Source organism: Kitasatospora sp. NPDC096077 (genome assembly GCF_040303245.1).
Taxonomy (GTDB): Bacteria; Actinomycetota; Actinomycetes; order Streptomycetales; family Streptomycetaceae; genus Kitasatospora.
In genome coordinates, this window is the sequence record NZ_JBEOSV010000004.1 from 312,875 (window position 1) to 339,033 (window position 26,159).

Genomic DNA, 26,159 nt, shown 5'->3' on the forward strand with positions numbered 1-26,159 from the left:
TCACCCGTGCCGGTCCGGGGGTGGAGTTAGCCTGACGACATGGTTGCAAACTACAAGGAAGAAGTGGCCATGCCCGACCAGGAGTTCGTCAGCGCCCCCGCCCTGGTCCTCCGGTCCCTCACCGCCACCCCCGACCGACGCGCCGTCACCACCCCCGACGGCGTCGAGATCACCGCGGGCGACCTCGCGGCCACCGCCTACCGCCTCGCCCACGAGCTGATCGCCCGCGGCATCGGCCGTGGCGCCACCGTCACCCTGCTCACCGGCAACACCGCCGAGGCCCTCGCCGCCCGCTACGCCGCGGGCCTGGCCGGCGCCCGGGTGGTCAACCTCTACGACGGCATGAGCGCCCCCGTCCTGGCCGAGATCACCGCCAGCGTGGACACCACCCTGCTGCTCGTCGACGCCGAACGGTACGCCGACGCCCCCGCGCTGCTCCCGCTGCTCGACGGACCGGACCGCCCGACCGTCCTCACCCTGGGCCCCGCCCCCGAGGGCATCGGCGAGGACGTGATCGCCGCCTCCGTCCACCGACCCGCGGAGGACCCCGCCGTCCCCGTCGGCCCCGACGACGACCTCGGCATCCGCCACACCGGCGGCACCACCGGCATCCCCAAGGGCATCCTCAGCCTCCACGGCCCCTACCGCTCGATCTTCGACACCCCCATGGACGACCGTGGGGACGACCAGCCGCCCCGCCTGCTGGCCGCCACCTCGCTCGCCCACCTCTCCGGCATGCTCGCCGATGTGGCGCTCCACCGCGGCGGTTCGGTCGTCCTCCAGCGCTCCTTCGACCCCGGCCAGGTGCTCGCCGCGATCGAACGCGAACGCATCACCGACCTGTGGGTGCTGCCCCCGCTGCTCTATCTGCTGCTCGACCACCCGGCCGTCGCCACCACCGACCTGTCCAGCCTGCAGCGGATCGACTACGGCGGCTGCGCCTCCTCCCCGGCCCGGATCCGCGAGGCGGTCAAGGTGTTCGGGCCCGTCCTGATCAGCCTCTACGGCATGTCCGAGGCCCTGAAGATCGCCGCCCTCGCCCCGGAGGAGTACCCGCGCTTCGGCGACTCCGGCCCGCTCCCGGTCGGCCGGCCCTTCCCCGAGGTCGAGGTGGTGATCCGCGCCGCCGACGGCACCGAGCTGCCCGTCGGCGAGCAGGGCGAGGTGCACGTGCGCTCGTCCATGATCATGGCCGGGTACTGGAAGCTCCCCGAGCTCACCGCCCAGGTGCTGCACGACGGTTGGCTGGACACCGGCGACGTCGGCTACTTCGACGCCGACGGCTACCTCTACCTCGCCGACCGCCTCAAGGACCTGATCATCGTCGTCGGCGGCCACGTCTACCCCACCGAGGTCGAGGAACTGCTCCTCACCCACCCGGACGTCGCCCAGTGCGCCGTCTACGGCGTCCGCGACGAGCAGCAGGCCGAGCACGTCCACGTCGCGGTCGTCCCCGCCCCGGGGCAGCGGCCGCAGCTGGAGGAGATCCGCGCCTTCGTCACCGCCGAGAAGGGGCGGATCTACGCGCCCGAGGCCCTCCACCTGGTGGACGCCATCCCGCTGACCTCGGTCGGCAAGCCCGACAAGAAGCGCCTGCGCGAGACCCTCCCGCACTGAGCCCCGCCGGGGTGGACGCCCGGGCGCCCACCCCGGCAGACCCTCCGGGCGGACGCTCACCGAAACCGCACCGAACCCCGCCCGGATCCCCACCCGTTTTCACCCCAAGGCGGGGTTTGGCTCAATGAACCACCGCCCCAGTGCCGAGAAGCCAACGGGGGGTGGCGGCGCTGAGGGCTGCCACCCCTCCCCCGGCAGCCGAGCACCGCCACCCGTCCCCCGGCCTGCGGGAGTCGGGCGCCCGCGAGGGCTCACCGCGGCTCCGCGGCGGCGTCCAGACAGCAGCGCACGAAGTCCCGCACCACCGGACTGCCGTCGTCCGCCGGGGACCACGCCACCCCGAGCCTGCTCGGACTCACCCCGCTCACCGGCCGGTAGGCGATGCCCGGGCGGGCGTAGAAGCGGGCGGTGGACTCGGGCGCGAGCGCGACCCCGTAGCCGTTGGCGATGGCGCTCAGCCAGTCGTCGGGGTGCTCCACGACGGCGCCGTAACGGACCGGGTGCCCCTCGCGCTCGTCGGCCGCGACCCAGTAGTCCCGCCAGCGGCCGGTCTCGGCCGGGGCCGCCACGAAGGGCTCGTCCCACAACTCCCGGAACGGGACCACCTCCAGGGCGGCGAGCGGGTGCGCCGCGGGCAGCGCGACCCAGCGCGGCTCGGCGAACAACTCGGCCACCCGCCACCGCTCCTGACCCGGGAACGGCAGCCGCAGCAGCGCCACGTCGGCCTCCCCGCCGGCCAGGCCCGCGGTCGGGTCCGACCAGGCCGTGTGCCGCATCTCGACCCGCCAGCCCGGGCGTCGGGCGGTGAACCCGGCGACGATGCCCGGGGTGGCCTCGTTGGCGGCACTGGCCAGGAAGCCGACCCGCAGCACCCGCTCCGCCCGGCTCGCCGCCCCCCTGGTCTCCCGCAGCGCCCCCTCCCAGTCCGCCAGCAGCCCCGGCACCCGCCCCGCGAGGCTGCGGCCCGCCACGGTGAGCGCCATCCCGGCCCGGGACCGGACGAACAGCGGCACCCCGAGCAGGGTCTCCAACTGCCGGATCTGCTTGGTCAGCGCGGGCTGGGAGACGTACAGCCGCTCCGCCGCGCGGGTCAGGCTGCCCTCCTCGGCGACCACCGCGAAGGTGCGCAGCAGCCGGGTGTCCACATCCATGCCACCAGGTTATGGAAGCAGGTATTGGACGCAAGGGGAGCGCCCCGAAGAGGCTTGGCAGCGGGGCGGAACCCGCCCCGGTACAGCCCCTCCCCCGAAGGAACCCCATGTCCGTCGCCCTGGTCATCGTGACCGTCGTCGCCATCGCCGCCAACGCCGGAATCGCCGCCGCCGACTTCGCCAAGGCCCCGTTCGTCCTGGCCAACTCCGCCGAGGTGCGGGTCAAACGGGAGTGGGTGCCGTGGCTGGCCGCGCTCAAGACGGCCGGGGCGGCCGGGCTGCTGATCGGCCTGGTCGGCTACCCGCCGCTGGGCGTCGCGGCGGCGGTCGGCCTGGTGCTCTTCTACCTCGGCGCCGTGGCCACCCACGTCCACACCCGGGTGCTCCACAACCTCTACTTCCCGGCCGGCTACCTCGCCCTGGCCGTCGCCACCCTCGCCCTCACCGTCACCGGCTGAGCGGCGGGGCGAGCGCCGCGCCCTACCGCGCGGCGACGTACCCGTCGAGGAACTCCTTGACGACCGCGGTGAGTTCGTCGGCCGCGGTGATCGGCAGCAGGTGGTCACCGGCCAGCTCGACCGCGACCGTGCCGGGGCGGCGGGTGACGGCCTCGGCGGCCTGCTCGGCCGGGACCACCCCCGCGGTGGCGCGCACCAGCAGGGCGGGGCAGGTGGTGGCCGTCCAGTCGTCCCAGTGGTCGCCGTGGACGAGCTCCTCGGAGTCGTACATGTCCTTGGGGTGGAAGGGCAGCCGCCAGCCGCCCTCCGCGGTCTCCCGCAGCCGGTCGGCGAAGTACGGGGCGGCGGGGCCGAGCGCGGCGACCAGCTCGTCCCGGCTCGGTGCGTCGTACTGCAGGCCGAGCAGGAAGGCCAGCGGGTGCGGGCCCTCCAGGCCGAGCACGAGCGGGGCCTCGACGTCGACGACCGCCTCCACCCGCTCGGGGTGACGGGCCGCGAACTGGTAGGCGTTGACGCCCCCGAGGGAGTGGCCGAGCAGCACCGCGGTCTCCAGGCCGAGGTGGTCCAACAGGGCCTCGATGTCGGCGAGGTAGCCCTCCCGCGAGTAGTCCGCGGCCCGGTCCGACTCGCCCTGGCCGCGCTGGTCGGGCGCGATCACCCGCCACTCGTCCCCGAGCCCGGCCGCCAGCCGGGCCCACACCGCCCCCTCCGACAGGTGGCCGTGCAGGGCGAGCAGCGGGCGGCCGGTGCCGCCGAAGTCCAGGTAGGACAACGTGCGGCCGTCGATGGTCAGTTCGCGGCGGACGGCAGTGGTGACGTCGTTCATGGTTCCCCCTTGTGCAGCGGTTGATGGGATCACCATAGCGAGGATTTGGACGTACGTGCAAGACGTACGTGCAAGACGCACGTTCAAAACAAATGTCCAATACAGATGTGCAAGACGACCGTCTGATGCGTCAGGCCGCGCCGAAGTGCCGCTTGGCGTCGGCGATCAGGGTCCGCAGGAAGGCCGCGCTCGGCAGGTCGGTCAGCGCGGCCGGGCGGGCCAGCAGGGGGTGGGGCTCGAAGGCGAAGGTCCAGGTGAAGCGGGTGCCGGTCGGGGTGGGCTCGACCAGGTAGTCCTCGCCGAAGCGCCGGAACAGCGGCAGGCTCGCCTCGGTGACGAGGAACGAGTGGCGCCTCCCCTCCTCCCAGTGCAGGAACTCCTCCCGCAGGCGGAGCAGGCGCGTCGCGGTGACCTCCCGGGTAGTGCCCACGCCGTGCGGCGGCGCCGAGGTGTAGCGGCCACCGGCCAGACCCCGGCACCAGGACAGCGGCGCGTCACCGGCGAGGCCCCGCCACACCGCCTCCGGCGCCACCGGGAGGTCCATGACGTACGCACGGCGGTGCGGGGCGGTGTCGAAGAAGGTCGGGTCGAAGCGTTCGAGCGTGAACCAGGGCACCGGGGCTCCTCTTCCGTCTGTTCCGTTGTCGTCTGTCCGCTGTCGTCTTTCCGTTGCCGCCCTTCCCCCGCGGCCTCAGGCCCCCTGGACCCCGACCGTGCCACCCGCCGCCCGCAGGGCGAACGGCAGCAACCGGTCGGCGATCCGGCGGGCGGTGGCCTCGTCGACCTCCTCGGGCAGCTGCGGGGTGAGCAGGAAGTGGGTCATCACCGGGCCGGCCACCACCTCGCCGACCAGCTCCACATCGTCCAGCGGCGGGATCTCACCCCGGTCGACCGCCTGCCGGACGACCTCCGCGACCCTCCCGTACAGCGGCCGGAGGAAGGCCGTCACCAGCGCCTCGGCCAGCGCCGTGTTGTGGGCGGCCTCACCGATCAGGGCGCGGATCACCCGGCCGGGCTCACCGGTCATCGCGGCGGCCTTGTCCCGCAGCACGACCCGCAGGTCGCCCGCCAGGGTACCCCTCCTCGCCGACCCGCTCCGCCCCGCCTACCCGCCCTTCACCCCGCTCAAGTCCCGCCTCCTGCGCCGCATCCTCTGATCCGGCCGATTCCCACCACACGGCCCCGCGCGGGCCTAGCCTGTGTGGCGAAACGTCGCTTCGACAAAGCCACTTCAGTGGGGGGAACCATGGGCAGGAACGTGATCACCGGCGGGGTCAGGATCGTCGGCCAGGTCATCCAGGCGGACAGCGTGAGCCTCGGCGACGGCGAGGTGCCACTGTCCCGCGCCGAGTACGAAGAGGTGCTCCGGCTGCTCAGCCACCTCGCCGCCACCGGAACCCCGGAGGCCGCGGCCGCCCGGGACCTGGCCGACCGCCTCCACGGCCGCTAGCCGGCGCTAAGCCCGGAACAGCGGCTCGTACGCGTTGCCCTCCGCCGCGTTGAGCAGCACATAGGACGGCCCGAGGCCGAACACGGCCTCCCGCAGCCGTCCCAACGCCTCGGCCACGGTGGGCACTTCGAGTCCGATCGCGGCGGCGGCCGCGTCCCGGTCGGCGAGCAGGTCCGGCTCGTCCGCCAGGTAGTCCTCGGCCGCCGCCGCGCTCTCCTCCTCGGTCAGCCGCCTGCAGTCCCGCCACCACGGCAGCGCCAGCAGCAGCCCGACCGCCTCCTCCAACCCGACCGCCATCAGCGCCGCGCCGCCCTCCGAGTCGGCGTACAGCACCGGCCGCTCGTCGCCGCCGTCCCCGCACAGGAAGAAGGTGCCGCCGGCGCCGCACTTGGCGACCTCCTCCAGGGCCTCGCCGGAGGCGAGCACGACGTCCTCGACGTGCGAGTAGGCGTCGAGGGAGAAGTCCCCCGGCCAGAGCAGGTAGTCGACGGTGGCGGGGGTCGCGCGCAGGCGCTCCAGGAAGGACATGGCCGTCACCCTACGAGACTGCGGCGACACGCCCGCCGACCGTCAGCGCCCGACGGCCCCGTCCATCTGCTCGCGCAGGATGTCCGCGTGCCCGGCGTGCCGCCCGGTCTCCTCGATCATGTGCACCAGCACCCAGCGCAGCGACGGCCCCTCGGCGACGTCGGGCCGCAGCGAGCGCACGCCCGGCCGGTCCAGGTCCGGGGCGGCCGCGGCCACCGCGTTCGCCCGGGCGACGGCGTCCCGGTAGGCGGCGACCGCCGCGGCCACCGTGCCGTCGCCGGAGGGGAGTTCCTCGCTGTCGAGCGGCTTCTCCCCCGACCCGCCGTAGGCGTACTCGAACCAGTTGAGCTCGACCACGGTCAGGTGCCGGACCAGCCAGAGCAGGCTGGTGCCGGAGGCGACGCCGGGGCGCCCGGCCGCCTCCTCGCCGAGGCCGTCCAGCTTGCCGATCACCGCCTCGCGCAGGTAGTCGAGGAAGGCCAGCAGGGTGGTCCGCTCATCGGTGTTGCCCCACGGCGGGCGGCTGTCGGAGAACTTGCTCGGCGCGGCGCCCCGGGGCGCGGTGTTCTCGGTCACCGCGCCACCCTAACCGCCGGAGCCGTGCCGAGCCGACGAACAGTCACCACCCCTGGGCGTGCACCCAGTCCGCGAGCTTTCGGGCGCAGCCGTCGACCGATTCCCGCCAGGTGCGCGCGGCGCCGTCCCCGGCCTCGTCGCTGACGTACTTGACCAGCCGCACCGGCACCCCGGCCCGGTGGGCGACGGCGGCCACGGCGTAGCCCTCCATGTCGACCAGGTCGGCGTGCTCGGCGAGCCGCTGCTTGGCCTCCGGGGAGTCGACGAAGAGGTCGCCGGTGGCCAGCACCGGGCCGTCGCCCTTGCCGACCACCAGCGGGGCGCCGTAGCTGCGGCCGGTGAGGTCCTGGAGGACCGCGGTGTTCAGGTCGTGCTGGATCACCTGGACGACGTGGTGGATGCCCTCCCAGCCGGGGCGCAGCGCGCCGGCCGTGCCGAGGTTGATCACCTCGGAGGGCCGCTCGTCCCGGGCCAGCACGGTGGCGAGCGCCGCGGTGGCGTTGACCTTCCCTATCCCGGTGAGCAGCACGGGCAGCCGGTCGTCGAGGTGGGCGGCCTCCTCGCGGACCGCGACGACGAGCAGCGGGCGGTCGGGCGAGATCGTTCCAAGGAGTCGCATGGGGCCCATGGTACGGAGCGCGGGGGTGTCGGGCCCGGGATCAGCGCGGCGCGGAACCGTGCGGGGCGCGGTCGGCGTCGCACGGATCGCCGCCTCCCCGTCGGGTCGTCCGGAGCGGTACGGGCGGGTCGCCGGAGCGGTACGGACCGGACGGGAGCGCGCGGGAACCGTGCACGACATGCTCAAGATCAGCGCAACTCGGGTGTGGTCGGCGGAAGTCACGGCCATACTGCTGCCATCGGTCGGGCCCCGGGTGTCGGGTCCGGCCCCCAGGGGAGGATGAGGCGGGTGGCATCACCAGTAGGCAACGGCGCACCGGGCGCCGCGTTCCCGGCACGGCCGGGCGGGCCACCGGCCGTACCGGGGGCGGCTCCGTCCGGTTCCGCGGCGCAGCCGCCGAGACCGGGCGCCGTGCCGCCCGCGCGGCGCCCCGGGGGGCGTGCGCCGGAGCGAGGGGTGCGCGGCGTGCGCGCCCGGCTGGCGCAGGCCACCCGTACGCCCCCAGGGCGGCTGCGGTTGGCCGGGGTGGTGCTCGCGGTGCTCACCGTGGCCTTCGGCGGGCTCACCGCCTGGCAGTTGGAGACCAGGGCGCAGGCCGCCGACCGGGTGGTGTCGTACAGCCAGCCGCTGAGCCGGGACGCGGCCGAGATCCACCGCTCGCTGGCCGACGCCGCCACCACCGCGGCCTCCGGCTTCCTGCTGGCCGGTGCCGAGCCCAAGGACGTCCGGGCCCGCTACGAGCAGGACCTCGCCCAGGCCGCCAAGCTGATCTCCCAGGCCGCCGCCCGGACCACCGCGACCTCGCCGGCCCAGGACTCGCTCACCCGGCTGAACCAGCAACTCCCGGTGTACGCCGGCCTGGTGGAGTCCGCGCGGGCCGACAACCGGCAGGGCATCCCGCTCGGCGGCGCCTACCTGCGGTACGCCTCCGAGCAGATGCAGACGGTGCTGCTGCCGGCCGCCGCCGAGCTGAACACCATAGAGACCCACGAGCTGGCGAACGACTACGCCGCGGCCCGGTCGACCCCGTGGGGGGCGTACGTCCTGGTGGTGCTCACCCTGGCCGCGCTGGGCTGGGTGCAGCTGACCCTGTTCCGCCGCACCAACCGGGTGTTCAACATCGGCCTGCTGGGCGCCACCGCCGCCGTGCTGGCCGGCACCGTCTGGCTCGCCGTGGCCGGGCTGACCACCGGTTCGGACCTGGCGAAGAGCGACCAGGACGGCGCGACCCCGCTGCGGGCGCTCAACTCGGCCCGGGTGGACGCGCTGACCGCCCGGCTGGCGGAGAACCTGAACCTGGTGGCGCGCGGCTCCACCGCCACCTACGCCGTGCAGTACACGGACCTCACCAAGCGCCTGGCCGGGGACCCGAAGAGCACGATCCCGATGGCCCAGCGCGGCGGCTCGCTGTCCAGGGCGATGGTGCTCGCCCCGGGCGCCGCCGGCGAGGCCCTGAACACGGCCGCGGCGGCGTACGACAGCTGGCAGCTGAAGCAGCAGGCCGCCCAGAAGGCCGAGGTGGAGAACGCCGACTACCAGGGCGCGCTGGACCTGACCGTGTCGGCCACCGACGGCAGCACCACCGCCGACGCCGCCTTCAACGCCACCGACCGGGCGCTCGCCCAGGCCGCCGACATCGAACAGGCCCGGTTCGAGGCCGCCGCCGACGGCACCGCGGGGGACCTGCGGCTGGCGGCCGGCGCGGCCGCGGTGCTCGGCGTGCTGGCCGCGGCCGCCGCGCTGCGCGGCCTGGGCCGACGACTCGCCGAGTACCGGTAGAGGGGGAACGGAGACCATGCGCACCAGAACCGTACCGACCAGGAGCGCCGCCGCACTGGCCGTGCTGGCCGCCTGCGCGGCCGTGCTCGGCGGGGGCGGCCCCTCCGGCGCCGCACCGGCCGCACCGACCGCCCCGGGCGACGCGCCGCGCGCCGCCGCACTGAGCGCGCCGCAGGCCGTCCAGCAGGCCCAGGACCAGTCCGACACCTGCGACGTCTACGCCAGCGTCCCGCCGAGCTCCGCGGACGGCCCGGCCGTGAAGGCCATCAAGGCCAAGCGCAGCCTGGTGATCGGGGTGGACCAGAACAGCTACCGCTGGGGTGCCCGCAACCCGAACACCGGTCAGATCGAGGGCTTCGACATCGACCTGGCCCGGGCGATCGGCACCGCCATCATGGGCGACCCGGAGAAGGTGGTACTCAAGCCGGTGGCCACCGCCGACCGGGTCGACGCGGTGAAGCTGGGCCGGGTCGACCTGATCGTCCGCACCATGACGATCAGCTGCGACCGGATGAAGGACGTCGCCTTCTCCAAGCCGTACTTCAGCATCACCCAGCGGGTGGTGGTCCCCCGGACCTCCCCGGCGAAGACCCTGGACGAGGCGGTCGACCACAAGAACGTCTGCGTCGCCAAGGGCTCGACGGCCGCCGACGTCTTCGACCCCGCCAAGGACGGCGCCAAGAAGGACGCCGGGGCGCACCTGACGGTCGTGGAGAACCAGCTGGACTGCCTGGTCCTGATGCAGCTCGGCAAGGTCGACGCCACCATGACCGACGCCGGTCTGGCGGCCGGTCAGGCCGCCCAGGACCAGACCGTGCGGATCGTGGACGGCGACCTCAAGCCGGAGGTGATCGGCGTCGCCATGCTCAAGGGCAGCCCGGACCTCACCGCCCGGGTCAACCAGGTGCTGGCCGACTACCACACCAGCGGCGACTGGGGGCGCAGCTACGACCGCTGGCTGAAGCCGTACATGGTCAACGACGCCGAGCACTTCTGGCCGGTGCAGCACTGAGCCGGACGGCACCGGCGCCGAGCCGGACGGCACCGGCGCCGAGCCGGACGGCACCGGTCGGATACGGACCGGGCCCGGCGCGGGGCGTTGACGCCGTCTTGACGCCCCGCGCCCGCACCGCCCGAACGGCCACCGGCTAGGGTTCGGGACGATCACCACGGGGAGACCGGTGGTGGACAACGGGGGGTTGTCGTGGGATCGCACGTCGCACGCGACGGCTTCGCACGCGAGGAAGGAAGGACACCGCGGTGGCGGCATCGGCTGGCCCGGTACTGAGCCGGGAGGAGGTGGACCGCGCGCTCGCGCGCCTCGGCGCGGAGCGGGACGCGGTCGAATCGGCGCTGCTCGCCCTCCAGGACCACCCGGGCCTGCGGCTGCTGGACGGCGCCGAGCTGTCCGGCCGCACCCTGGAGCGCTGGTCCGTCGCCGGCAAGGGCCTGCCGCTGCTCTGGGCGCTGTTCGACCGCTACTCCGAGGCGCTCGCCTCGGCCCGCGCGGTCCGGGCCCGCAAGGCCAAGCCCGGCGGGCCCGAGCTCGCCGAGCTGAGCGAACTGCTCACCGGCGACGCGGTGACCGTCCCGGGCGGCGCCGTGCCGGACGGCCCGCAGCTGCTGGGCGCGCCCGCCAAGCTGGTCGAGCGGGTCAGCCTGGACGCGCTGATGGCCCGGATGAACTCCTGGTACGCCACCGTGCTGGAGGTGGTCAGCGCCGCCGACGCGGTCTGGTCGGCACTGCCCGCCCGGATCGACCTGCTGCTGGCCGAACTGCAGCGGGTGCGGACGCTGGCCGGCTCGCTCGGGGTGCGCACCGGCAGCCACCCGCTGGGCGACGACCTGGCCGGGCTGGAACGCGATCTCACCGAGCTGCGCACCGAGGTCCGGGAGGACCCGCTGGCGCTGTGGCGCCCGGCCCGGGTGCCCGCCCAGCGCGGCACGGTGCCGGAGGGCGAGGCCTTCGCCTCCCCGTCCGGGGTGGTGGACACCGAGCGCTTCGACCTGGCCGGGCGGGCACTGGACGGCGTCCGGCTGGAGCTGGAGAACCTGCTGCGGCTGCGCGACGACGCCGAGGAGCGGCTGCAGGGCGTCGGCGACCTGCTCCAGCGGGCCGACGCCACCCTGGCCGAGGCCCGCCGGGCCCGCGGCGAGGTGCTGGCGAAGATAGCCGCCAGCGACGTGCCGGCGGTGCCCGGCCCGGCCTCGGCGCTGCGCGAACGGATCGTCACCGCGCTGGAGCTGCGCCAGGGCGGGCAGTGGGGCCGGCTGGCGCCGCTGCTGGACGCGCTGGAGGACGCCGCCGCCAAGGAGCTGGCCCGGGCCCGGCACTCGCTGACCGAGGTCACCCAGCCGCTGGCCGTCCGGGCCGAGCTGCGCGGCCGGCTGGACGCCTACAAGGCGATGGCGGCCCGGATGCGGGTCGCCGAGGACCCGGAAGTGATCGAACGGTACGAGAAGGCGCGCTGGCTGCTCTGGAGCGCGCCCTGCGACCTGCGGGCGGCGGCCGCCGCGGTGGCCCGCTTCCAGCAGTCACTGCGCCCGGCCCAGAGCGAGGCCGCCCGCGACGGGGCGGCCGAGGGCGCACAGGCACACGGGGCGGCCGGCCAGACGCCGGTCGACGGACAGGTACAGGGGGGCTGAGGTTGATGGGCGAGACGTGCGTACGGCCGGACTGCTCCGGCAACGGCAGGATCGACGCCGACGGCTACTGCGACGAGTGCGGGCTGGCGCCCGCGGCGACGTCGACGACGACGGCAGCGGCAGCGGCAGCGGCGGCACCCCCGCCGACCGCCACCGCCGCCGGCCCCGGCTCCCCGTGCCCGCGGGACTGCTCGGGCACCATCGACGCGGACAACTACTGCGACGAGTGCGGCCTGACCCCGCCCGGCGCCGACACCGGCGTCACCCACCCCTACGTCCCGTCCGCCCGGGTCACCCCGGACTCCGCCCGCAGCGGCTCGCACCGCTCGATGTCGACCCGCACCGGCAGCAGCCGCTCGATGTCCGGCCGCTCCCGCTCGCACCGCTCGACCCGCACCGGCAGCAGCCGTTCGGTCTCGGTGCGCTCCACCCGCGGCAGCGTCAGCGCGGGCACCCGCAACCGGCTGGGCGCCGGCCTGGTCACCGTGCCCACCGTGGCGACCGCCGACCCGTCACTGGCGGTGCTGGCCAACCCCGAGGTGCCCGAGCGCAAGCGGTTCTGCTCCAAGTGCGAGGCCCCGGTGGGCCGGGAGAAGAACGGCCAGCCGGGCCGCCCGGACGGCTTCTGCACCAAGTGCGGCACGCCGTACTCCTTCACCCCCAAGCTGCGCCGCGGCGACCTGGTCGGCGGGCAGTACGAGGTGGTCGGCTGCCTGGCGCACGGCGGGCTCGGCTGGATCTACCTGGCGGTGGACCGGCGGGTCAACGACAAGTGGGTGGTGCTCAAGGGCCTGCTGGACACCGGGGACGAGGACGCGCTCGCCGCGGCCGTCGCCGAGCGGCGCTTCCTGGCCGAGGTGGACCACCCGAACATCGTCCGGATCATCAACTTCGCCGAGCACCCGGACCTGCGCACCGGCTCCACCGACGGCTACATCGTGATGGAGTTCGTCGGCGGCAAGTCGCTCAAGGACATCGCCAACGACCGCCGCACCGCGGACGGCCGGCGCGAGCCGCTGCCGGTCGAGCAGGCGATCGCGTACGCGCTGGAGGCGCTGCCGGCGCTGGGCTACCTGCACAGCCGGGGCCTGATCTACTGCGACTTCAAGATCGACAACGTGATCCAGAGCGGCGACACGCTCAAGGTCATCGACATGGGCGCGGTCCGCCGCTTCGACGACGACGGCCCGATCTACGGCACCATCGGCTACCAGGCCCCGGAGATCGCCACCGACGGCCCCTCCCCCGCCTCCGACCTCTACACCGTGGCCCGCACCCTCGCGGTGCTCACCTTCGACTTCCAGGGCTACAGCAGCACCTACCGCGACTCGCTGCCCGGCCCCGAGGACGTCGAGGTCTTCGCCAGGTACGAGTCGTACTACCGCTTCCTGGTCCGCGCCACCGACCCGGACCCGGCCCGCCGCTTCTCCTCCGCCGAGGAGATGGCCGACCAGCTGACCGGCGTACTGCGGGAGATCCTGGCCCTCCAGGACGACCGGCCCCGGCCCGCGCCGTCCACCCTGTTCGGCCCCGAACTGCGCGTCGTGGACACCGAGTTGGTGCTGCCCGCCGACCAGCCCGGACAGCTCCGGGTGACCGCCCTGGCCCCGGCCGCCGCCGCCCTCGCACTGCCCGTCCCCCGGGTCGACCCGGGCGACCCCAACGCCGGCTTCCTGGCCACCCTGCTCGCCACCGACCCCGAGGAGGCGCTCGCCGCCCTGGCCGGCGCCCCCGCCGTCTCGGTCGAGAGCCGGCTGCGCGAACTGCGCGCCCTGCTCGAACTCGGCCGCCACGGCACGGCCGTGAACGCCCTCGCCGAACTGGAGCGGGACCACCCGGACGACTGGCGGGTGGTCTGGTACCGCGGCCTGGTCGCCCTGGTCGGCACCACCACGGGTTCCACCGAACCGCAGCTGCGGGCCGCCGCCGAGGCCTTCGACGCGGTCTACGACGCCTTCCCGGGCGAGGCAGCGCCCAAGCTCGCCCTGGCCATCTGCGCCGAACTGCTCGGCGACGGCGGCGACGCCGCCGAGTTCTACCGCCTGGTGTGGACCACCGACCGGTCCTACCTCAGCGCCGCCTTCGGCCTGGCCCGGGTCCGCCTCACCGAGGACGACCGGCCCGCCGCGGTGCGCGTCCTGGAGTCCGTCCCGGCCACCTCCAGCCAGTACACCGCCGCCCGGATCGCCGCCGTCCGCGCCCGGCTGCGCGAGCGGGCCGCCACCGACCCGCTGGCCGTCGACCTCGCGGCCGGCTCCGAGCAGCTGACCGCGCTGCGGCTGGACGACCGCCGCCGCGAGGAGCTCTCGGTGGAGGTGCTCGGCACCGCCCTCGACTGGGTCGGCGCCGGCTCGGCCGGGGCCCAGCAGGGCGCCGGCCTGGTGGTACTGGGACGTCCCGCCGTGGAGCGGGAACTGCGCTTCGCCCTGGAACAGTCCTACCGGGTACTAGCCCGGTTGGCCGACCGGGCCGAGACCAGGATCGAGATGGTGGAACGGGCCAACCGGGCCCGCCCCAGGACGTGGGTGTAGCCGATGCCGCAGCAGACCGAGTGCCCGAGCTGTTCCGAGCCGATGGAGCCGGAGGACGCCTACTGCGGGCGCTGCGGGGCCGGCCGGGACGGTCGGGCGGCCCCGGGCGCGATGCCCGTCAGCTGGGCCGCCGCCCGCGGCGGGGCCGTCCCGCCGCAGCGCGGGCCGGTCTGCGTCAACTGCGGGCAGGCTCAGGTCACCGAGGACGGTTACTGCGAGGGCTGCGGCAGCGCCCAGCCGCGCCCGCGCGACCACATGGAGAAGTCCCTCGCCGGCGTCGCCGGGGTCAGCGACCGCGGCATCCGGCACCACCGCAACGAGGACTCCTTCACCGTCGCCGCCACCTCGCTGCCCGGCGGCGAGCCGGTCGTGGTCGCCGTGGTGTGCGACGGCGTCTCCTCCTCCGACCGCCCGGACGAGGCCTCGGAGACCGCCGTCGACGCCGCGTCGGAGTCCCTGCTCAGCTCGCTGGAGGCCGGCCGGGACCCGGCGGAGGCGATGCGCGCGGCGATCGCCGACGCGGCCGAGGCCGTCGCCGCCCTGGCCGCCGCCGGCCCCGGCCCGGCCCGCCCCGACCTCAACGCGCCAGCCTGCACCTACGTCAGCGCGATAGCCGCCAACGGCCGGATCACCATCGGCTGGGTCGGCGACACCCGGGCCTACTGGATCCCGGACGACCGCGCCGCCGCCGAGCCCTTCCGGCTCACCCAGGACGACTCCTGGGCGGCCCGGATGGTCGAGGCCGGGCTGATGGGCGAGGCCGAGGCCTACGCCGACCCGCGCGCCCACGCGATCACCGGCTGGCTCGGCGCGGACGCCGAGGAGGTCGTGCCACACACCCTCGACTTCACCCCGCACGTCCCCGGTGTGCTGCTGATCTGCACCGACGGGCTGTGGAACTACGCCGAGGCGGCCACCGACCTGGCGTACCGGGTCCGCCCGGACGCCCGCACCGAGCCGCTCGCGGCGGCCCGGTCCCTGGTGAACTTCGCGGTCGCGGCCGGCGGGCACGACAACATCACCGTCGCGGTGCTGCCGATCGAACCCTCCGCCGCCGCGCTGGCGGAGATCGAGGAGACGCCCACCGCGCTGGACCTCAAGGTGATCACCCCGGCGGAGGCCAGGGCCGTCCTCGCGGGCGTCCCGGCCAACGCCCCGACCGGCGCCCCGGCGGGCTACCCCGGGGACGACGAGGACCACGACCCGACCCTGCCGGACCTCCCGGTGATCGGCTCCCCCGCCGCCCCGCTGCCCCCGGCACCGCCCGTCCCGGCCGGCGCACCGTCCCTCCCGCCGGTCCCGCCCGCACCCCCGGCCGCCCCGCCCGTGGCACCGCCCGTCCCGCCCCAGCCGCCGCACCCGCCGACGGCCTGACCGGCCCACCGCGCCCGGCCGCACGCACGGCCCGACGGTCCCCCCGTCCGCCGGACCGACCACCGACCCTCTCGCATCCACCCCTCACCCGACGGGAGCCACCGCCCCATGGCAACACTGGCGAAGCCGAACCTGCCCAGGTTCGACGTGGAGATCTTCCAGAACGAGTACCTGGCGGACGGCGCCCGCGAGGTCAACGCCATCGTCACCGTCACCTCCACCGGTGGCGGCACCTCCGGCGGCCGCCCGCTGGGGATCACCGACGCCGGCCCGCAGAGCGGCGAGGCCAACGCGGCCGTGGTGATCCTGGTCGACTGCTCGGGGTCGATGGACTACCCCAAGACCAAGATCAACGGCGCCCGGGAGGCCACCGCCGCCGCCATCGACGCCCTGCGCGACGGCACCGCCTTCGCCGTGGTCGCCGGCACCCACGAGGCCCGCGACATCTACCCCGGCGACGGCACCCTGGCCACCGCCTCGGCGAGCACCCGGCAGCAGGCCAAGGAGTCGCTGCGCCGCCTCACCGCGGCCGGCGGCACCGCGATGGGCACCTGGCTGACCAAGGCCGACAAGCTCTTCCTGACCCGCCGCGACATCGCCATCCGGCACGCCATCCTGCTCACCGACGGCAACAACGAGCACGAGTCGGCCGAGGACCTCGCCCGCACCGTCGAGCGGGTCACCGGCCACTTCACCGCCGACTGCCGCGGCGTCGGCACCGACTGGCGGATCGACGAGCTGCGCAAGATCTCCTCCGCGCTGCTCGGCACCACCGACATCGTCGCCGAACCCTCCGGCCTGGCCGAGGACTTCCGCTCGATGATGGCCGGCGCGATGGGCAAGCAGGTCGCCGACGTCGCGCTGCGGATCTGGACCCCGGCCAACGCCACGGTCAAGTTCGTCAAGCAGGTCGCCCCCGCGGTCGAGGACCTCACCGAGCGCCGGGCCGAGGCCGGGCCCCGGGCCGGCGACTACCCCACCGGCTCCTGGGGCGACGAGAGCCGCGACTACCACGTCTGCGTCGAGGTCCCGGCCGCCTCGGTCGGCAACGAGATGCTCGCCGCCCGGATCAGCCTGGTGCTGCCCCCGCAGGTCGGCGGCGGCACCCCCGAGGTGCTCAGCCAGGGCCTGGTGAAGGCCGTCTGGACGGACGACCTGGCCTCCTCCACCCGGATCAGCCCGCAGGTCGCCCACTACACCGGGCAGGCCGAGCTCGCCTCCTCCATCCAGGAGGGCCTGGAGGCCCACCGCGCCGGGGACGTCGACACCGCCACCGCCAAGCTCGGCGCCGCCGTCCGGATCGCCCACGCGACCGGGAACGACGGCACCTTCAAGCTGCTGCAGAAGGTGGTGGACGTGGTCGACCCGAAGGAGGGTACGGTTCGGTTCCGTAAGAACGTGAGCGAGGCCGACTCGATGACCCTTGAGACCCGGTCGACCAAGACGGTACGTGTGAAGAAGTGACCGCTGAAGACGTGATCGGGCCGGCCGCCCGGCGCCACGCCGCACCGCACCGGCCCGAAACGAGGGGGACCTGATGCCGATCTGCCCGAGGGGCCACGAGTCGCAGGCCGAGGACTGGTGCGACTTCTGCGGTTTCCCGATGACCCCGCCGGCCCCGGCGCCCGGAGCCCACGGGGGGTACCCGGGAGCGCCCGGCGCCGGCGCCACGCCCGGTGCACCCGCCGGGCACCCGCAGCACGGCGGTGCCGCCTTCGGGGCGCCGCCGCCCCCGCCCGCACCGCCGGGGGCCGTTCCGCCGCCCCCGCCCGGGGCGTTCCCCCCGCCGGGCGGCTACCCGCCGCCCGGAGCCGTCCCGCCGCCCGGGGCGCCGCAGGGCCTCACCGAGGGCCTCGCCGTCTGCCCGATCTGCCGCAGCCCGCAGACCGGCCGGTTCTGCGAGGAGTGCGGCTACGACTACGACCTGTCCACGCCCTCGCGCCGCCAGCCGCCGATCGCCGGCACCCCCGCGCCCGCGCCCGGCCCCGCGCAGCCCCCGCCGCTGAACATCCCGGCGGCCTACGGCGGCCCCGCCCAGCCGCCGCAGGGCCCGCCGGCGCCGGCGGGCCCTGGGTACCAGCAGCCGGAGTACCAACCGGTGGAGTACCCGCAGCAGCCCGGTCACCAGCAGCCGCCGGCCCCGGAGTTCCCGCACACCTACGGCTACCCTCCGCCGGAGGGCGCCTTCCCGGAGCCGCCGGTCCGCGAGGACTCCGGCCCGGTGTACGCCCAGCCGGCCGGCCCCGGCCCGAACACCCGCGGCGGCGACTTCGGCACGTCCTTCCACCTGGCCCCGCCGCAGCCCCAGCCCGGCGCCCAGCCGGAGCCCGTCCCGGCCGAGCCGGTCCGGACCAACTGGATCGCGGTGGTCTCGGCCGACCGCGACTACTTCACCGACATGATGGCCCGCAGCGGCCCCGAGGCGGCCGGCCTGTTCTTCCCGCCGTACTGCCCCGAGCGCCGCATCCCGCTGACCGGCCGCGGCCAGCTGCGGATCGGCCGGCGCAGCCAGCACCGGGGCACCGTGCCGGAGATCGACCTGTCGGTGCCGCCGGAGGACCCGGGCGCCTCGCACCAGCACGCGCTGCTCGCCGAACAGGCGGACGGCAGCTGGGTGCTGGTGGACCAGGACTCGACCAACGGCACCACCGTGAACGGCGGCGCGGAGCCGATCTCCCCGCACACCGCCGTCCCGCTGAACGACGGTGACCGGATCCACATCGGCGCCTGGACGACGATCACCATGCACCGCGCCTGACCCGCCCGTTGAGGGTCAGTCAGCGACAACTCCGGCCGGGCCGGGCGGAATTCACCATTTCGCCCGGCCCGGCTTTTCCGGCACTTCTCCGGCGCCCGCCCCGGCGACTTCCTCAGGGAATCCGCAAATTCATGTCCGCGGTGTGCACAGGGCGTCCGGAAACCCCTATTCTCAGGGCTCATGACTGCTGCAATATCCGCTGACGGCATCCGCCAGCGGTACGGGGATGTGCAGGCCGTCGACGGGGTTTCGCTCACCGTCGAGGCCGGCGAGTTCTACGGGATCCTGGGCCCCAACGGCGCCGGGAAGACCACCACCATGGAGATCCTGGAAGGGGTCCGGAAGCCCGACGAGGGCCGGGTCGAGCTCCTCGGGATGGTGCCCTGGCCGCGCAATCCGAAACTGCTGCCGCGCATCGGCGTGCAGTTCCAGGCCTCCGCTTTCTTCCGGAAACTGACCGCCCGGGAGACCATCCGCACCTTCGCGTCGTTCTACGGGGTCGGCCCCCGGCGGGCCGACGCGATGCTGGAGCGGGTCGGGCTCTCCGACAAGGCCGGGACGCTCACCGACCAGATGTCCGGCGGCCAGGCCCAGCGCCTGTCGATCGCCTGCGCACTGGCCCACGACCCGGAGCTCGTCTTCCTGGACGAGCCCACCACCGGCCTCGACCCGCAGGCCCGCCGCAACCTCTGGGACCTGCTGCGGGACATCAACGCCGAGGGCCGCACCGTCGTCCTGACCACCCACTACCTGGACGAGGCCGAGGTGCTCTGCGACCGGGTCTCGATCATGGACCACGGCAAGGTGCTGCACACCGGCGCCCCCGCGGCGCTGATCCGGGAGATCGACGACACCGTCCGGATCACCGTCGCCTCCGGCCAGCTGCCGGTCGAGCGGGCCCGCGAACTGCTCACCGCGGCCGGCGCCGACATCGCCAACCTAGAGGACGACACCGTCTCGCTCTCCGTCTCCACCCGCCTTCCGGGCCCGGTCCTCGGCGTCCTCGCCGAGCAGAATGCGCTGCGCGGTCTCGAAGTGCGCGGCGCCACCCTGGAGGACGTCTTCCTCCAGCTCACCGGACGGGAGTTCCGCGCATGACCGCCACGACCTCCACCGAGCCGAAGACGCCCGCCCCGCGCGGCGGTTCGGCCGACGCCACCGGCGGGCACGAGCGGGTCAGCGCCTTCTGGAGCCTGTCCCGCGCGATGCTGCTCGGGATGAAGCGCGACCGCACGGCGACCTTCTTCATCCTGCTGTTCCCGCTGGTGTTCCTGGTCTTCTTCGGCTCCGTCACCAAGGGCTCCGCCAGCCCGCACGCCAAGGTCGCGCAGGTCGGCGCGGTGAAGCTGTTCGACTCCATGTCGAGCGACGAGCGGGCCGGCCTGGACAAGGTCCTCACCATCACCAGGACCGACGACGAGGCCGGCACCCTGGAGAAGGTCCGCAAGGGCGACTACGACGCGCTGATCACCCAGGGCCCGGACGGCAAGCTGGAGCTCCGCTACACCGCCGCCGACCAGGTCCGGGCCGGCGCGCTCCAGAGCATCGTCAACTCGGTGGTCCAGAGTGCCAACCAGGCGGCCACCCACCAGCCGGCCGCCTATGTGGTGGACGCCCAGCAGGTCGAGGACAAGTCGCTCAAGCCGATCCAGTTCCTCACCCCGGGCCTGCTCGGCTGGGCCGTCGCCACCGGCGCGGTCTTCGGCGCCGCGCTGACCCTGGTCAACTGGCGCCGGTCCAAGGTGCTGCGCCGGCTGCGGCTGGCCCCGATCAGCGCCGGGACGGTGGTCAGCTCCCGGATCCTGGTCTCGCTGCTGACCGCATTCCTGCAGACCGGCGTCTTCCTGGTGGTCGCCACCAGCTTCTTCGGGCTCAAGCTCACCGGCAACTGGTGGCTGGTCCTCCCGCTGGTGGCCTGCGCGACGCTCGCCTTCATGTCGATCGGCCTGCTCGCCGGTTCGGTCGCCAAGACCGAGGAGGCGGCCAACGGCATCTCGCAGATCATCGTGCTGCCGATGTCCTTCCTGTCCGGCTCGTTCTTCCCGATGGACGGCGCCCCGGGCTGGCTGCAGACCGTCTCCAAGGTCATGCCGCTGCACTACCTGGTCGACACCGCCCAGACCGTGCTGACCCGCGGCGGCGGGATCACCGACGCCCTGCCGACCATGGGCGGCCTGCTGCTGTTCGCGGCCGTGCTGACCGGCATCGCCTGGAAGCTGTTCAAGTGGGAAGACGCCTGATCCGGCGGCTCTGACGCCCTTCCCCCTCGGGGTCGTACGCCTTTGGTCCCGGTGTACGACCCCGTCGGCGTCTGCGACCATGGTCGGGTGACAGAGATCGGGCGAGGCACGTTCAGCGAGGAGACCTTCTTCGAGCAGGTCGGCGGTGAGCCGACCTTCCGGCTGCTGACCCGCCGCTTCTACGAGGGCGTCGCCTCGGACGAGTTGCTGCGGCCGATGTACCCCGAGGAGGACCTCGGGCCGGCCGAGGAGCGGATGGCCCTGTTCCTGATGCAGTACTGGGGCGGCCCGCGCACCTACAGCGACCGGCGCGGCCACCCGCGGCTGCGGATGCGGCACGCGCCGTTCAAGGTGGACAAGGCCGCGCACGACGCCTGGCTGACCCACATGCGGGCCGCCGTGGCCAGTCTGGACCTGCCCGCCGAGCACGAGCGACAGCTGCTGGACTACCTGACCTACGCCGCCGCCTCGATGATCAACACCCCGGGCTGACCGGCCCGGTACCGCTGTCGGGCACCGCTACCGGGTAACTGCCACCGGGCACCGCTACCGGAGCGGGCTGAGCCCCAGCCCCGCGCCCGGCGCGGCCGCCGTCCGCACCACCACCGAGCCCGCCGGGGCGCTCAACCGCAGCCAGCCGCCCGCCCGGTGCACCGACAGCGGGGCGCCCGGCTTCAGGAAGCCGATCACGTACGCGGCGTGCACCGCCCGCAACGGCAGCTCCGGCAGCACGCCGACCGGCCGGGACCAGATCTCGTCCGCCAGCCGGTCCAGCACCGCCCGCGTGCGGTGGTGCTCCGGCACGGCCTCGCTTCGCTCGCGGAACTCCCGCACGCCAGCCATCAGTTCGGGGTACACCTCGGCCACCGGCGGGGTCCCCACCGGCCGCCAGCCCGCCCGCGGCGGCAGCAGCCCGGCCCAGGCCGGACCGGTCACCGGCGCGGGCAGCGCGAGGGCGCCGGCCTCGGTGTCCACACCGTCCAGCAGCTGGCCCGCCGAGACGGTCAGGTCGACCGGCTCGTCCAGGCCGCCCAGCCGGGCGGTGCGGATCGCCAGCGCGCCCGAGCCGCCCAGCGGCAGCCGCCCGAAGACCGCCAGCACGCCGTCCTCCCCGGCCGGGCCGACCGCCTGCAGCCGCACGGCCGCCGCCTTGTCGAAGCGCAACAGGCGCAGCAGGAAGGCGGCCAGGTCGGCGGCCTCACCGGTGTCGGTCAGGGCGAGGCGGGCGGTGACGGTCAACGCGGCTCAGCTCGAATCGGTCGGTTCGGGGATCCCTCGGGGGCCTTCAGGGTCCTTGGAGGGGCCTGCGGGGTTCTTCGGCGGTCCGGGGACTTTCAGACTGCGGCACCGACCGGGGCCTCGTCCAGGAACCGGGACAGGAACTCCCGCTCCACCGGCGAGATCCGGCGCGGCCGGCCCTCGGCCAGGTCGTAGGGCACGACCACGGTGCGGGCCTGGACGTACACCGTCTCGGAGCCGTCCTCGTGGACGTCCTTGATGTCGTAGGACACGGTCAGCGAGGCGTTGCCGATGTGGGTCACCCGGGTCTCGACGGTGACCGGCTCCGGCCGGTGCACCAGCGGACGCTTGTAGTCGATCTCGTGGCGGGCCACCACCGAACCGCCCGCGAACTCCCCGGCGCCGGCCTCGGCGGCCTGGGTGAACATGAAGTCGATCCGGGCCTCCTCCAGGTAGCGCAGGAAGACCACGTTGTTGACGTGCCCGAAGGCGTCCATGTCGGACCAGCGCAGCGGGCAGGCGTAGATGTGGCGAGCCACGGGTGTTCTCCTCGGTGTCCGGTCGCCCGTCACCGGACCTCGGTGACGGGCCGCGGCCCGGCAGGCCGCCCCGGAGGGCAGTCTGCCGGGCCGTCGTGACAGCTGGGTGTCAGCCTCGGGTCAGCTTCTTGTACGTGGCCCGGTGTGGACGGGCGGCGTCGGCGCCCAGCCGCTCGATCTTGTTCTTCTCGTAGGACTCGAAGTTGCCCTCGAACCAGAACCACTTGCTCTCGCCCTCGTAGGCGAGGATGTGGGTGGCCACCCGGTCCAGGAACCAGCGGTCGTGGGAGATGACCACGGCGCAGCCGGGGAACTCCAGCAGGGCGTTCTCCAGCGAGGAGAGCGTCTCGACGTCGAGGTCGTTGGTGGGCTCGTCGAGGAGCAGCAGGTTGCCGCCCTGCTTGAGGGTGAGCGCCAGGTTCAGGCGGTTGCGCTCACCGCCGGAGAGCACGCCGGCCGGCTTCTGCTGGTCCGGGCCCTTGAAGCCGAACGCCGACACGTAGGCGCGGGACGGCATCTCGACCTGGCCGACGTTGATCCAGTCCAGACCGTCGGAGACGACCTCCCAGAGGGTCTTCTTCGGGTCGATGTTGGCGCGGCTCTGGTCGACGTAGCTGATCTTGACGGTCTCGCCGACCTTGACCTTGCCGCTGTCCGGGGTCTCCATGTCCTGGAGCATCTTGAACAGGGTGGTCTTGCCGGCGCCGTTCGGGCCGATGATGCCGACGATGCCGTTGCGCGGCAGGGTGAAGCTCAGGTCGTCGATGAGGATCTTCTCGCCGAAGGCCTTGGAGAGGTTCTCGACCTCGATGACGATGCTGCCCAGGCGCGGGCCCGGCGGGATCTGGATCTCCTCGAAGTCCAGCTTCCGCATCTTGTCGGCCTCGGCCGCCATCTCCTCGTAACGGGCGAGGCGGGCCTTGGACTTGGCCTGGCGGCCCTTGGCGTTGGAGCGGACCCACTCCAGCTCTTCCTTGAGGCGCTTGGCGCGCTTGGCGTCCTTCTGCCCCTCGACCTTGAGACGGGACTGCTTGGTCTCCAGGTAGGTGGAGTAGTTGCCCTCGTACGGGTAGGCGCGGCCGCGGTCGAGCTCCAGGATCCACTCGGCGACGTGGTCGAGGAAGTACCGGTCGTGGGTGACGGCCACGACGGTGCCCTTGTACTTGGCCAGGTGCTGCTCCAGCCAGTTCACCGACTCGGCGTCCAGGTGGTTGGTGGGCTCGTCGAGCAGCAGCAGGTCGGGGGCCTCCAGCAGCAGCTTGCAGAGCGCCACGCGGCGCTTCTCGCCGCCGGAGAGCTTGGTGACCGCCCAGTCGCCGGGCGGGCAGCCCAGGGCGTCCATGGCCTGCTCCAGCTGGGCGTCCAGGTCCCAGGCCTCGGCGTGGTCCAGCTCCTCCTGGAGCTTGCCCATCTCGTCGAGCAGCGCGTCCGAGTAGTCGGTCGCCATCAGCTCGGCGATCTCGTTGAAACGGTCGAGCTTGCCCTTGATCTCCTTGACGCCGTCCTGGACGTTCTCCAGGACCGTCTTGGTCTCGTCGAGCGGCGGCTCCTGGAGCAGCATGCCGACGGTGAAACCGGGCGAGAGGAAGGCGTCGCCGTTGGAGGGCTGCTCCAGGCCGGCCATCATCTTCAGCACGGTGGACTTACCGGCACCGTTGGGGCCCACGACGCCGATCTTCGCTCCGGGGAGGAAGCTGAGCGTCACGTCGTCAAGGATGACCTTGTCTCCGTGCGCCTTGCGCACCTTGCGCATCGTGTAGATGTATTCCGCCACGTGAGATCGCTCCGGCGTCGTCGGGAGTATTCGTCTTGCAGCGTTCCATTGTGCCGCACCCGGCCGGGAGCCCCGAACCGCCCAGGTGACCCCACCGGGGTATCCGCGACGGCGCCCGGTTCCGGCCCGGCCCGGCGGTGCCCCCGGCCTGCCCGGGAACGCGCGACGGCCCGGAACGCGCGACGCCCCGAGCAGGCACGACGGCCCCGGAACGCGCGACGGCCCGGTTCCCCGCAGCGGATGCGGGGAACCGGGCCGGTTCCGCTCTCAGGGCCTCAGGAGGTCGCTGCCTCCCCCGACCCGCTCAGGCGGTTCAGGCGGTGGTGCGACCGTGACGGCCACGACGGCGCAGGACGAAGACCGCGGCGCCACCGGCCACGACCAGGCCACCGGCGACGGCGGCGAGGATCGGGGTGGAGTCATTGGCACCGGTCTGGGCCAGGCCACCGGTGCCCGGGGCGGCGCTGGTGGTCGACGGGGCCGGGTGGGCGCCACCGGCGCTCGGGGTGCCCGACGGGGTGCCCGACGGGGTGGCGGTGCCGGTGCCGGTGGTGGCCGGGGTCGTCGGGGCCGCGGTCGGAGTCACGCCGACCTTGCAGTCCAGGACACCGGTGAACTCCTTGGCGTAGCCGTTCGGGCCGGACACCTTGATGTCGTACTTGGCCTTCTCGGCGACCTTGACCAGCACGGTCTCGGTCTTGCCGGGCTGCACGGCGATCTTCTGGCCCGGCTGCACGGTCACCTCGGCCGGCTGGTCACCGGTGTTGGTGACGGAGACGCGCACGCCGCCGTTGGCGCACTCCTCCTTGGCGGAGCTGTCGACGATCGCGCCCTGGCCCTGCTTCCAGGTGGCCTGGCCCACGGCCGCGACGCCGAGCTTCTTGGAGCTGGCCAGGATCATGGTCTGGCTGTGGTTGCCCTGGTCGTCCAGGCCGCTCATGAAGACCCGGCCGCCGAGGACGGTGGTGTCGGCGGTGGCGTTGAGCACGGCCTTGCCGTCCGGGGTGCCGGCGGGGACGTCCAGGAACAGCTGGGTGTCCTTGGCGATCGGGCCGGCCAGCGTGCCGTTGACCTGCTTGCCGTCCTTGTCCAGCACCTTGATCTTGTCGGCGGCGTCGCCGGAGACGGCGAGCTTGACCTCGTTGGCGCTGGTGTTCAGCACGAACGGGCCGAGCTTGGCGCCGGACTTGCCGGAGACGGAGTCCGGGGTGACGGTCAGCGAGGGCTTCGGCTCGGCCGCGACGCCCTTGTTGGCGTCGCCCGTCAGGTAGTCGCGCAGCTTCTTGGCGTGCTCGTTGCGCGGGGTCGCGGTCTTGTTGTCCGAGAACTTCCAGATCGCGGACTGGGTGCCCGCCGCGGCGTCCTTCTCCGAGAGGTCGTTGTCCCCGATCGCCTTGCGCAGGGAGTCGATCGGCGCCTGCGGGTACGAGTTCTCCAGGATCCAGCGGATCTTGGGGGCGTTCGCGTTGCTGTTGAGGGAGCTCGCGGACCAGTCGGCCTCGTGGTACTTGGCCTTGCTGTCCAGGAACACCGGGTTGTCGAAGTCGATGCAGTAGGTCTGCAGCAGCTCACCGGAGGCCGTCTTGAGGGTGAACAGGCCCGCGTCGACGCTGTCCTTGCCCTGGACGTCCACCCGCTCGCCGAACATGCCCGGCTGAACGATCGCGGTGACGCCCGAGCCCGGGTTGTCCGCCGCGACCGCCGCACCGGTCGCGAACAGACCCCCGCCCACCGCCAAGCTGGACGTGAGCATGACAGTGGCTATGCGGGACAGGCTCCGCCCCTGCTTCTGGACCATCAGGATTCCCTCCGGGCCGGGCCGCTCCGAGTGGGCGGCCCGCCGACTTGCCGTACCGCGCGTGCCCCCTGTGGCACTGCTGCGGGTATGAACCGTACGAATCCTATTGACCCCCAGAGGCCCCGAAACCCCCATGCGAAATCAGGACGATTCCGTATCTCGATCGTTATCAACCCCCTCAGATTCCACACAAGCTGACGCCCCGCCAGAATCGCTCCGCAACTTTTCGTTATCCGGTCGAGATTGCGCGTGCGGG

General features: G+C 73.6%; 24 protein-coding genes. 13 read left to right on the top strand and 11 right to left on the bottom strand.

The window, feature by feature from the left end; all coding sequences use genetic code 11:
* Positions 1 to 39: 39 nt before the first annotated feature.
* Entirely contained in the window at positions 40 to 1,617 is a 1,578-nt protein-coding gene (locus ABTZ03_RS06765; protein WP_350511766.1) for an AMP-binding protein, read from the top strand.
* A gap of 251 nt (positions 1,618 to 1,868) precedes the next feature.
* Here ABTZ03_RS06765 and ABTZ03_RS06770 read toward each other — a convergent pair whose 3' ends face one another.
* Positions 1,869 to 2,768: a LysR family transcriptional regulator gene (locus ABTZ03_RS06770; RefSeq protein WP_350511767.1), complete on the bottom strand. Its 900-nt coding sequence runs from the start codon at positions 2,766 to 2,768 to the stop codon at positions 1,869 to 1,871.
* A 107-nt stretch (positions 2,769 to 2,875) separates the two neighbouring features.
* Here ABTZ03_RS06770 and ABTZ03_RS06775 point away from each other — a divergent pair, with 107 nt between their 5' ends.
* Positions 2,876 to 3,226, top strand: coding sequence for a DoxX family protein (locus tag ABTZ03_RS06775; protein ID WP_350511768.1), 351 nt, complete (start codon positions 2,876 to 2,878; stop codon positions 3,224 to 3,226).
* Positions 3,227 to 3,248: 22 nt separating this feature from the next.
* Here ABTZ03_RS06775 and ABTZ03_RS06780 read toward each other — a convergent pair whose 3' ends face one another.
* The 3 genes from ABTZ03_RS06780 to ABTZ03_RS06790 all read right to left on the bottom strand — a co-directional run bounded on the left by ABTZ03_RS06780 (position 3,249) and on the right by ABTZ03_RS06790 (position 5,103).
* The gene (locus ABTZ03_RS06780; RefSeq protein WP_350511769.1) at positions 3,249 to 4,052 is read right to left on the bottom strand and encodes an alpha/beta fold hydrolase; all 804 of its coding nucleotides are present in this window, start codon (positions 4,050 to 4,052) and stop codon (positions 3,249 to 3,251) included.
* A 130-nt stretch (positions 4,053 to 4,182) separates the two neighbouring features.
* Positions 4,183 to 4,668, bottom strand: coding sequence for an SRPBCC family protein (locus ABTZ03_RS06785; RefSeq protein ID WP_350511770.1), 486 nt, complete (start codon positions 4,666 to 4,668; stop codon positions 4,183 to 4,185).
* A gap of 75 nt (positions 4,669 to 4,743) precedes the next feature.
* Entirely contained in the window at positions 4,744 to 5,103 is a 360-nt protein-coding gene (locus ABTZ03_RS06790) for a TetR-like C-terminal domain-containing protein (RefSeq protein WP_350511771.1), read from the bottom strand.
* A 195-nt stretch (positions 5,104 to 5,298) separates the two neighbouring features.
* Here ABTZ03_RS06790 and ABTZ03_RS06795 point away from each other — a divergent pair, with 195 nt between their 5' ends.
* Positions 5,299 to 5,502: a hypothetical protein gene (locus ABTZ03_RS06795; protein ID WP_350511772.1), complete on the top strand. Its 204-nt coding sequence runs from the start codon at positions 5,299 to 5,301 to the stop codon at positions 5,500 to 5,502.
* 6 nt (positions 5,503 to 5,508) lie between these two features.
* On the opposite strand, the gene ABTZ03_RS06800 is transcribed toward ABTZ03_RS06795, so the two are convergent.
* Genes ABTZ03_RS06800 through ABTZ03_RS06810 form a run of 3 tightly spaced genes read right to left on the bottom strand, consistent with a single transcriptional unit; the run spans position 5,509 to position 7,225 of the window.
* Positions 5,509 to 6,030, bottom strand: coding sequence for a hypothetical protein (locus ABTZ03_RS06800; protein WP_350511773.1), 522 nt, complete (start codon positions 6,028 to 6,030; stop codon positions 5,509 to 5,511).
* 42 nt (positions 6,031 to 6,072) lie between these two features.
* Positions 6,073 to 6,606, bottom strand: a complete 534-nt coding sequence (locus tag ABTZ03_RS06805) for a DinB family protein (protein WP_350511774.1) — start codon at positions 6,604 to 6,606, stop codon at positions 6,073 to 6,075.
* A 43-nt stretch (positions 6,607 to 6,649) separates the two neighbouring features.
* Entirely contained in the window at positions 6,650 to 7,225 is a 576-nt protein-coding gene (locus ABTZ03_RS06810) for a nucleosidase (RefSeq protein ID WP_350511775.1), read from the bottom strand.
* Between the two features lie 456 nt (positions 7,226 to 7,681).
* On the opposite strand from ABTZ03_RS06810, the gene ABTZ03_RS06815 reads away from it, so the two are divergent.
* From ABTZ03_RS06815 to ABTZ03_RS06860, 10 genes are all read left to right on the top strand, one after another.
* Positions 7,682 to 9,004, top strand: coding sequence for a GlnX family signal transduction membrane protein (locus tag ABTZ03_RS06815; RefSeq protein WP_350511776.1), 1,323 nt, complete (start codon positions 7,682 to 7,684; stop codon positions 9,002 to 9,004).
* Between the two features lie 16 nt (positions 9,005 to 9,020).
* Entirely contained in the window at positions 9,021 to 10,016 is a 996-nt protein-coding gene (locus tag ABTZ03_RS06820; RefSeq protein WP_350511777.1) for a transporter substrate-binding domain-containing protein, read from the top strand.
* A gap of 248 nt (positions 10,017 to 10,264) precedes the next feature.
* Complete coding sequence (locus ABTZ03_RS06825; RefSeq protein ID WP_350511778.1) at positions 10,265 to 11,650, top strand: hypothetical protein; 1,386 nt, start codon at positions 10,265 to 10,267, stop codon at positions 11,648 to 11,650.
* Between the two features lie 5 nt (positions 11,651 to 11,655).
* Positions 11,656 to 14,181 (top strand): serine/threonine-protein kinase, encoded by a 2,526-nt coding sequence (locus tag ABTZ03_RS06830; RefSeq protein ID WP_350511779.1) that lies wholly within the window; start codon positions 11,656 to 11,658, stop codon positions 14,179 to 14,181.
* A gap of 3 nt (positions 14,182 to 14,184) precedes the next feature.
* Entirely contained in the window at positions 14,185 to 15,555 is a 1,371-nt protein-coding gene (locus ABTZ03_RS06835; protein ID WP_350511780.1) for a protein phosphatase 2C domain-containing protein, read from the top strand.
* Between the two features lie 108 nt (positions 15,556 to 15,663).
* Positions 15,664 to 17,019, top strand: a complete 1,356-nt coding sequence (locus ABTZ03_RS06840; protein WP_350511781.1) for a vWA domain-containing protein — start codon at positions 15,664 to 15,666, stop codon at positions 17,017 to 17,019.
* Positions 17,020 to 17,092: 73 nt separating this feature from the next.
* Positions 17,093 to 18,313, top strand: coding sequence for an FHA domain-containing protein (locus ABTZ03_RS06845; protein ID WP_350511782.1), 1,221 nt, complete (start codon positions 17,093 to 17,095; stop codon positions 18,311 to 18,313).
* Positions 18,314 to 18,493: 180 nt separating this feature from the next.
* Entirely contained in the window at positions 18,494 to 19,411 is a 918-nt protein-coding gene (locus tag ABTZ03_RS06850) for an ABC transporter ATP-binding protein (RefSeq protein WP_350511783.1), read from the top strand.
* Positions 19,408 to 20,553, top strand: coding sequence for an ABC transporter permease (locus ABTZ03_RS06855; RefSeq protein WP_350511784.1), 1,146 nt, complete (start codon positions 19,408 to 19,410; stop codon positions 20,551 to 20,553). Before ABTZ03_RS06850 ends, ABTZ03_RS06855 begins: the two co-directional genes overlap by 4 nt.
* Before the next feature lie 87 nt (positions 20,554 to 20,640).
* On the top strand, positions 20,641 to 21,045 hold the full coding sequence (locus ABTZ03_RS06860; RefSeq protein ID WP_350511785.1) for a globin: 405 nt from the start codon (positions 20,641 to 20,643) through the stop codon (positions 21,043 to 21,045).
* Between the two features lie 54 nt (positions 21,046 to 21,099).
* Here the strand turns inward: ABTZ03_RS06860 and ABTZ03_RS06865 are convergent, their stop codons facing one another.
* The 4 genes from ABTZ03_RS06865 to ABTZ03_RS06880 all read right to left on the bottom strand — a co-directional run bounded on the left by ABTZ03_RS06865 (position 21,100) and on the right by ABTZ03_RS06880 (position 25,858).
* Complete coding sequence (locus ABTZ03_RS06865; RefSeq protein WP_350511786.1) at positions 21,100 to 21,792, bottom strand: DUF8185 domain-containing protein; 693 nt, start codon at positions 21,790 to 21,792, stop codon at positions 21,100 to 21,102.
* 95 nt (positions 21,793 to 21,887) lie between these two features.
* A complete protein-coding gene (locus ABTZ03_RS06870) occupies positions 21,888 to 22,331 on the bottom strand; it encodes an acyl-CoA thioesterase (protein WP_350511787.1) in 444 nt (147 codons plus the stop codon).
* 109 nt (positions 22,332 to 22,440) lie between these two features.
* Positions 22,441 to 24,105, bottom strand: a complete 1,665-nt coding sequence (gene ettA, locus ABTZ03_RS06875) for an energy-dependent translational throttle protein EttA (protein ID WP_350511788.1) — start codon at positions 24,103 to 24,105, stop codon at positions 22,441 to 22,443.
* 313 nt (positions 24,106 to 24,418) lie between these two features.
* Positions 24,419 to 25,858 carry a Cys-Gln thioester bond-forming surface protein gene (locus tag ABTZ03_RS06880; RefSeq protein WP_350511789.1) on the bottom strand — a complete coding sequence of 480 codons (1,440 nt, stop codon included), beginning with the start codon at positions 25,856 to 25,858 and terminating at the stop codon, positions 24,419 to 24,421.
* Between the last annotated feature and the right edge of the window lie 301 nt (positions 25,859 to 26,159).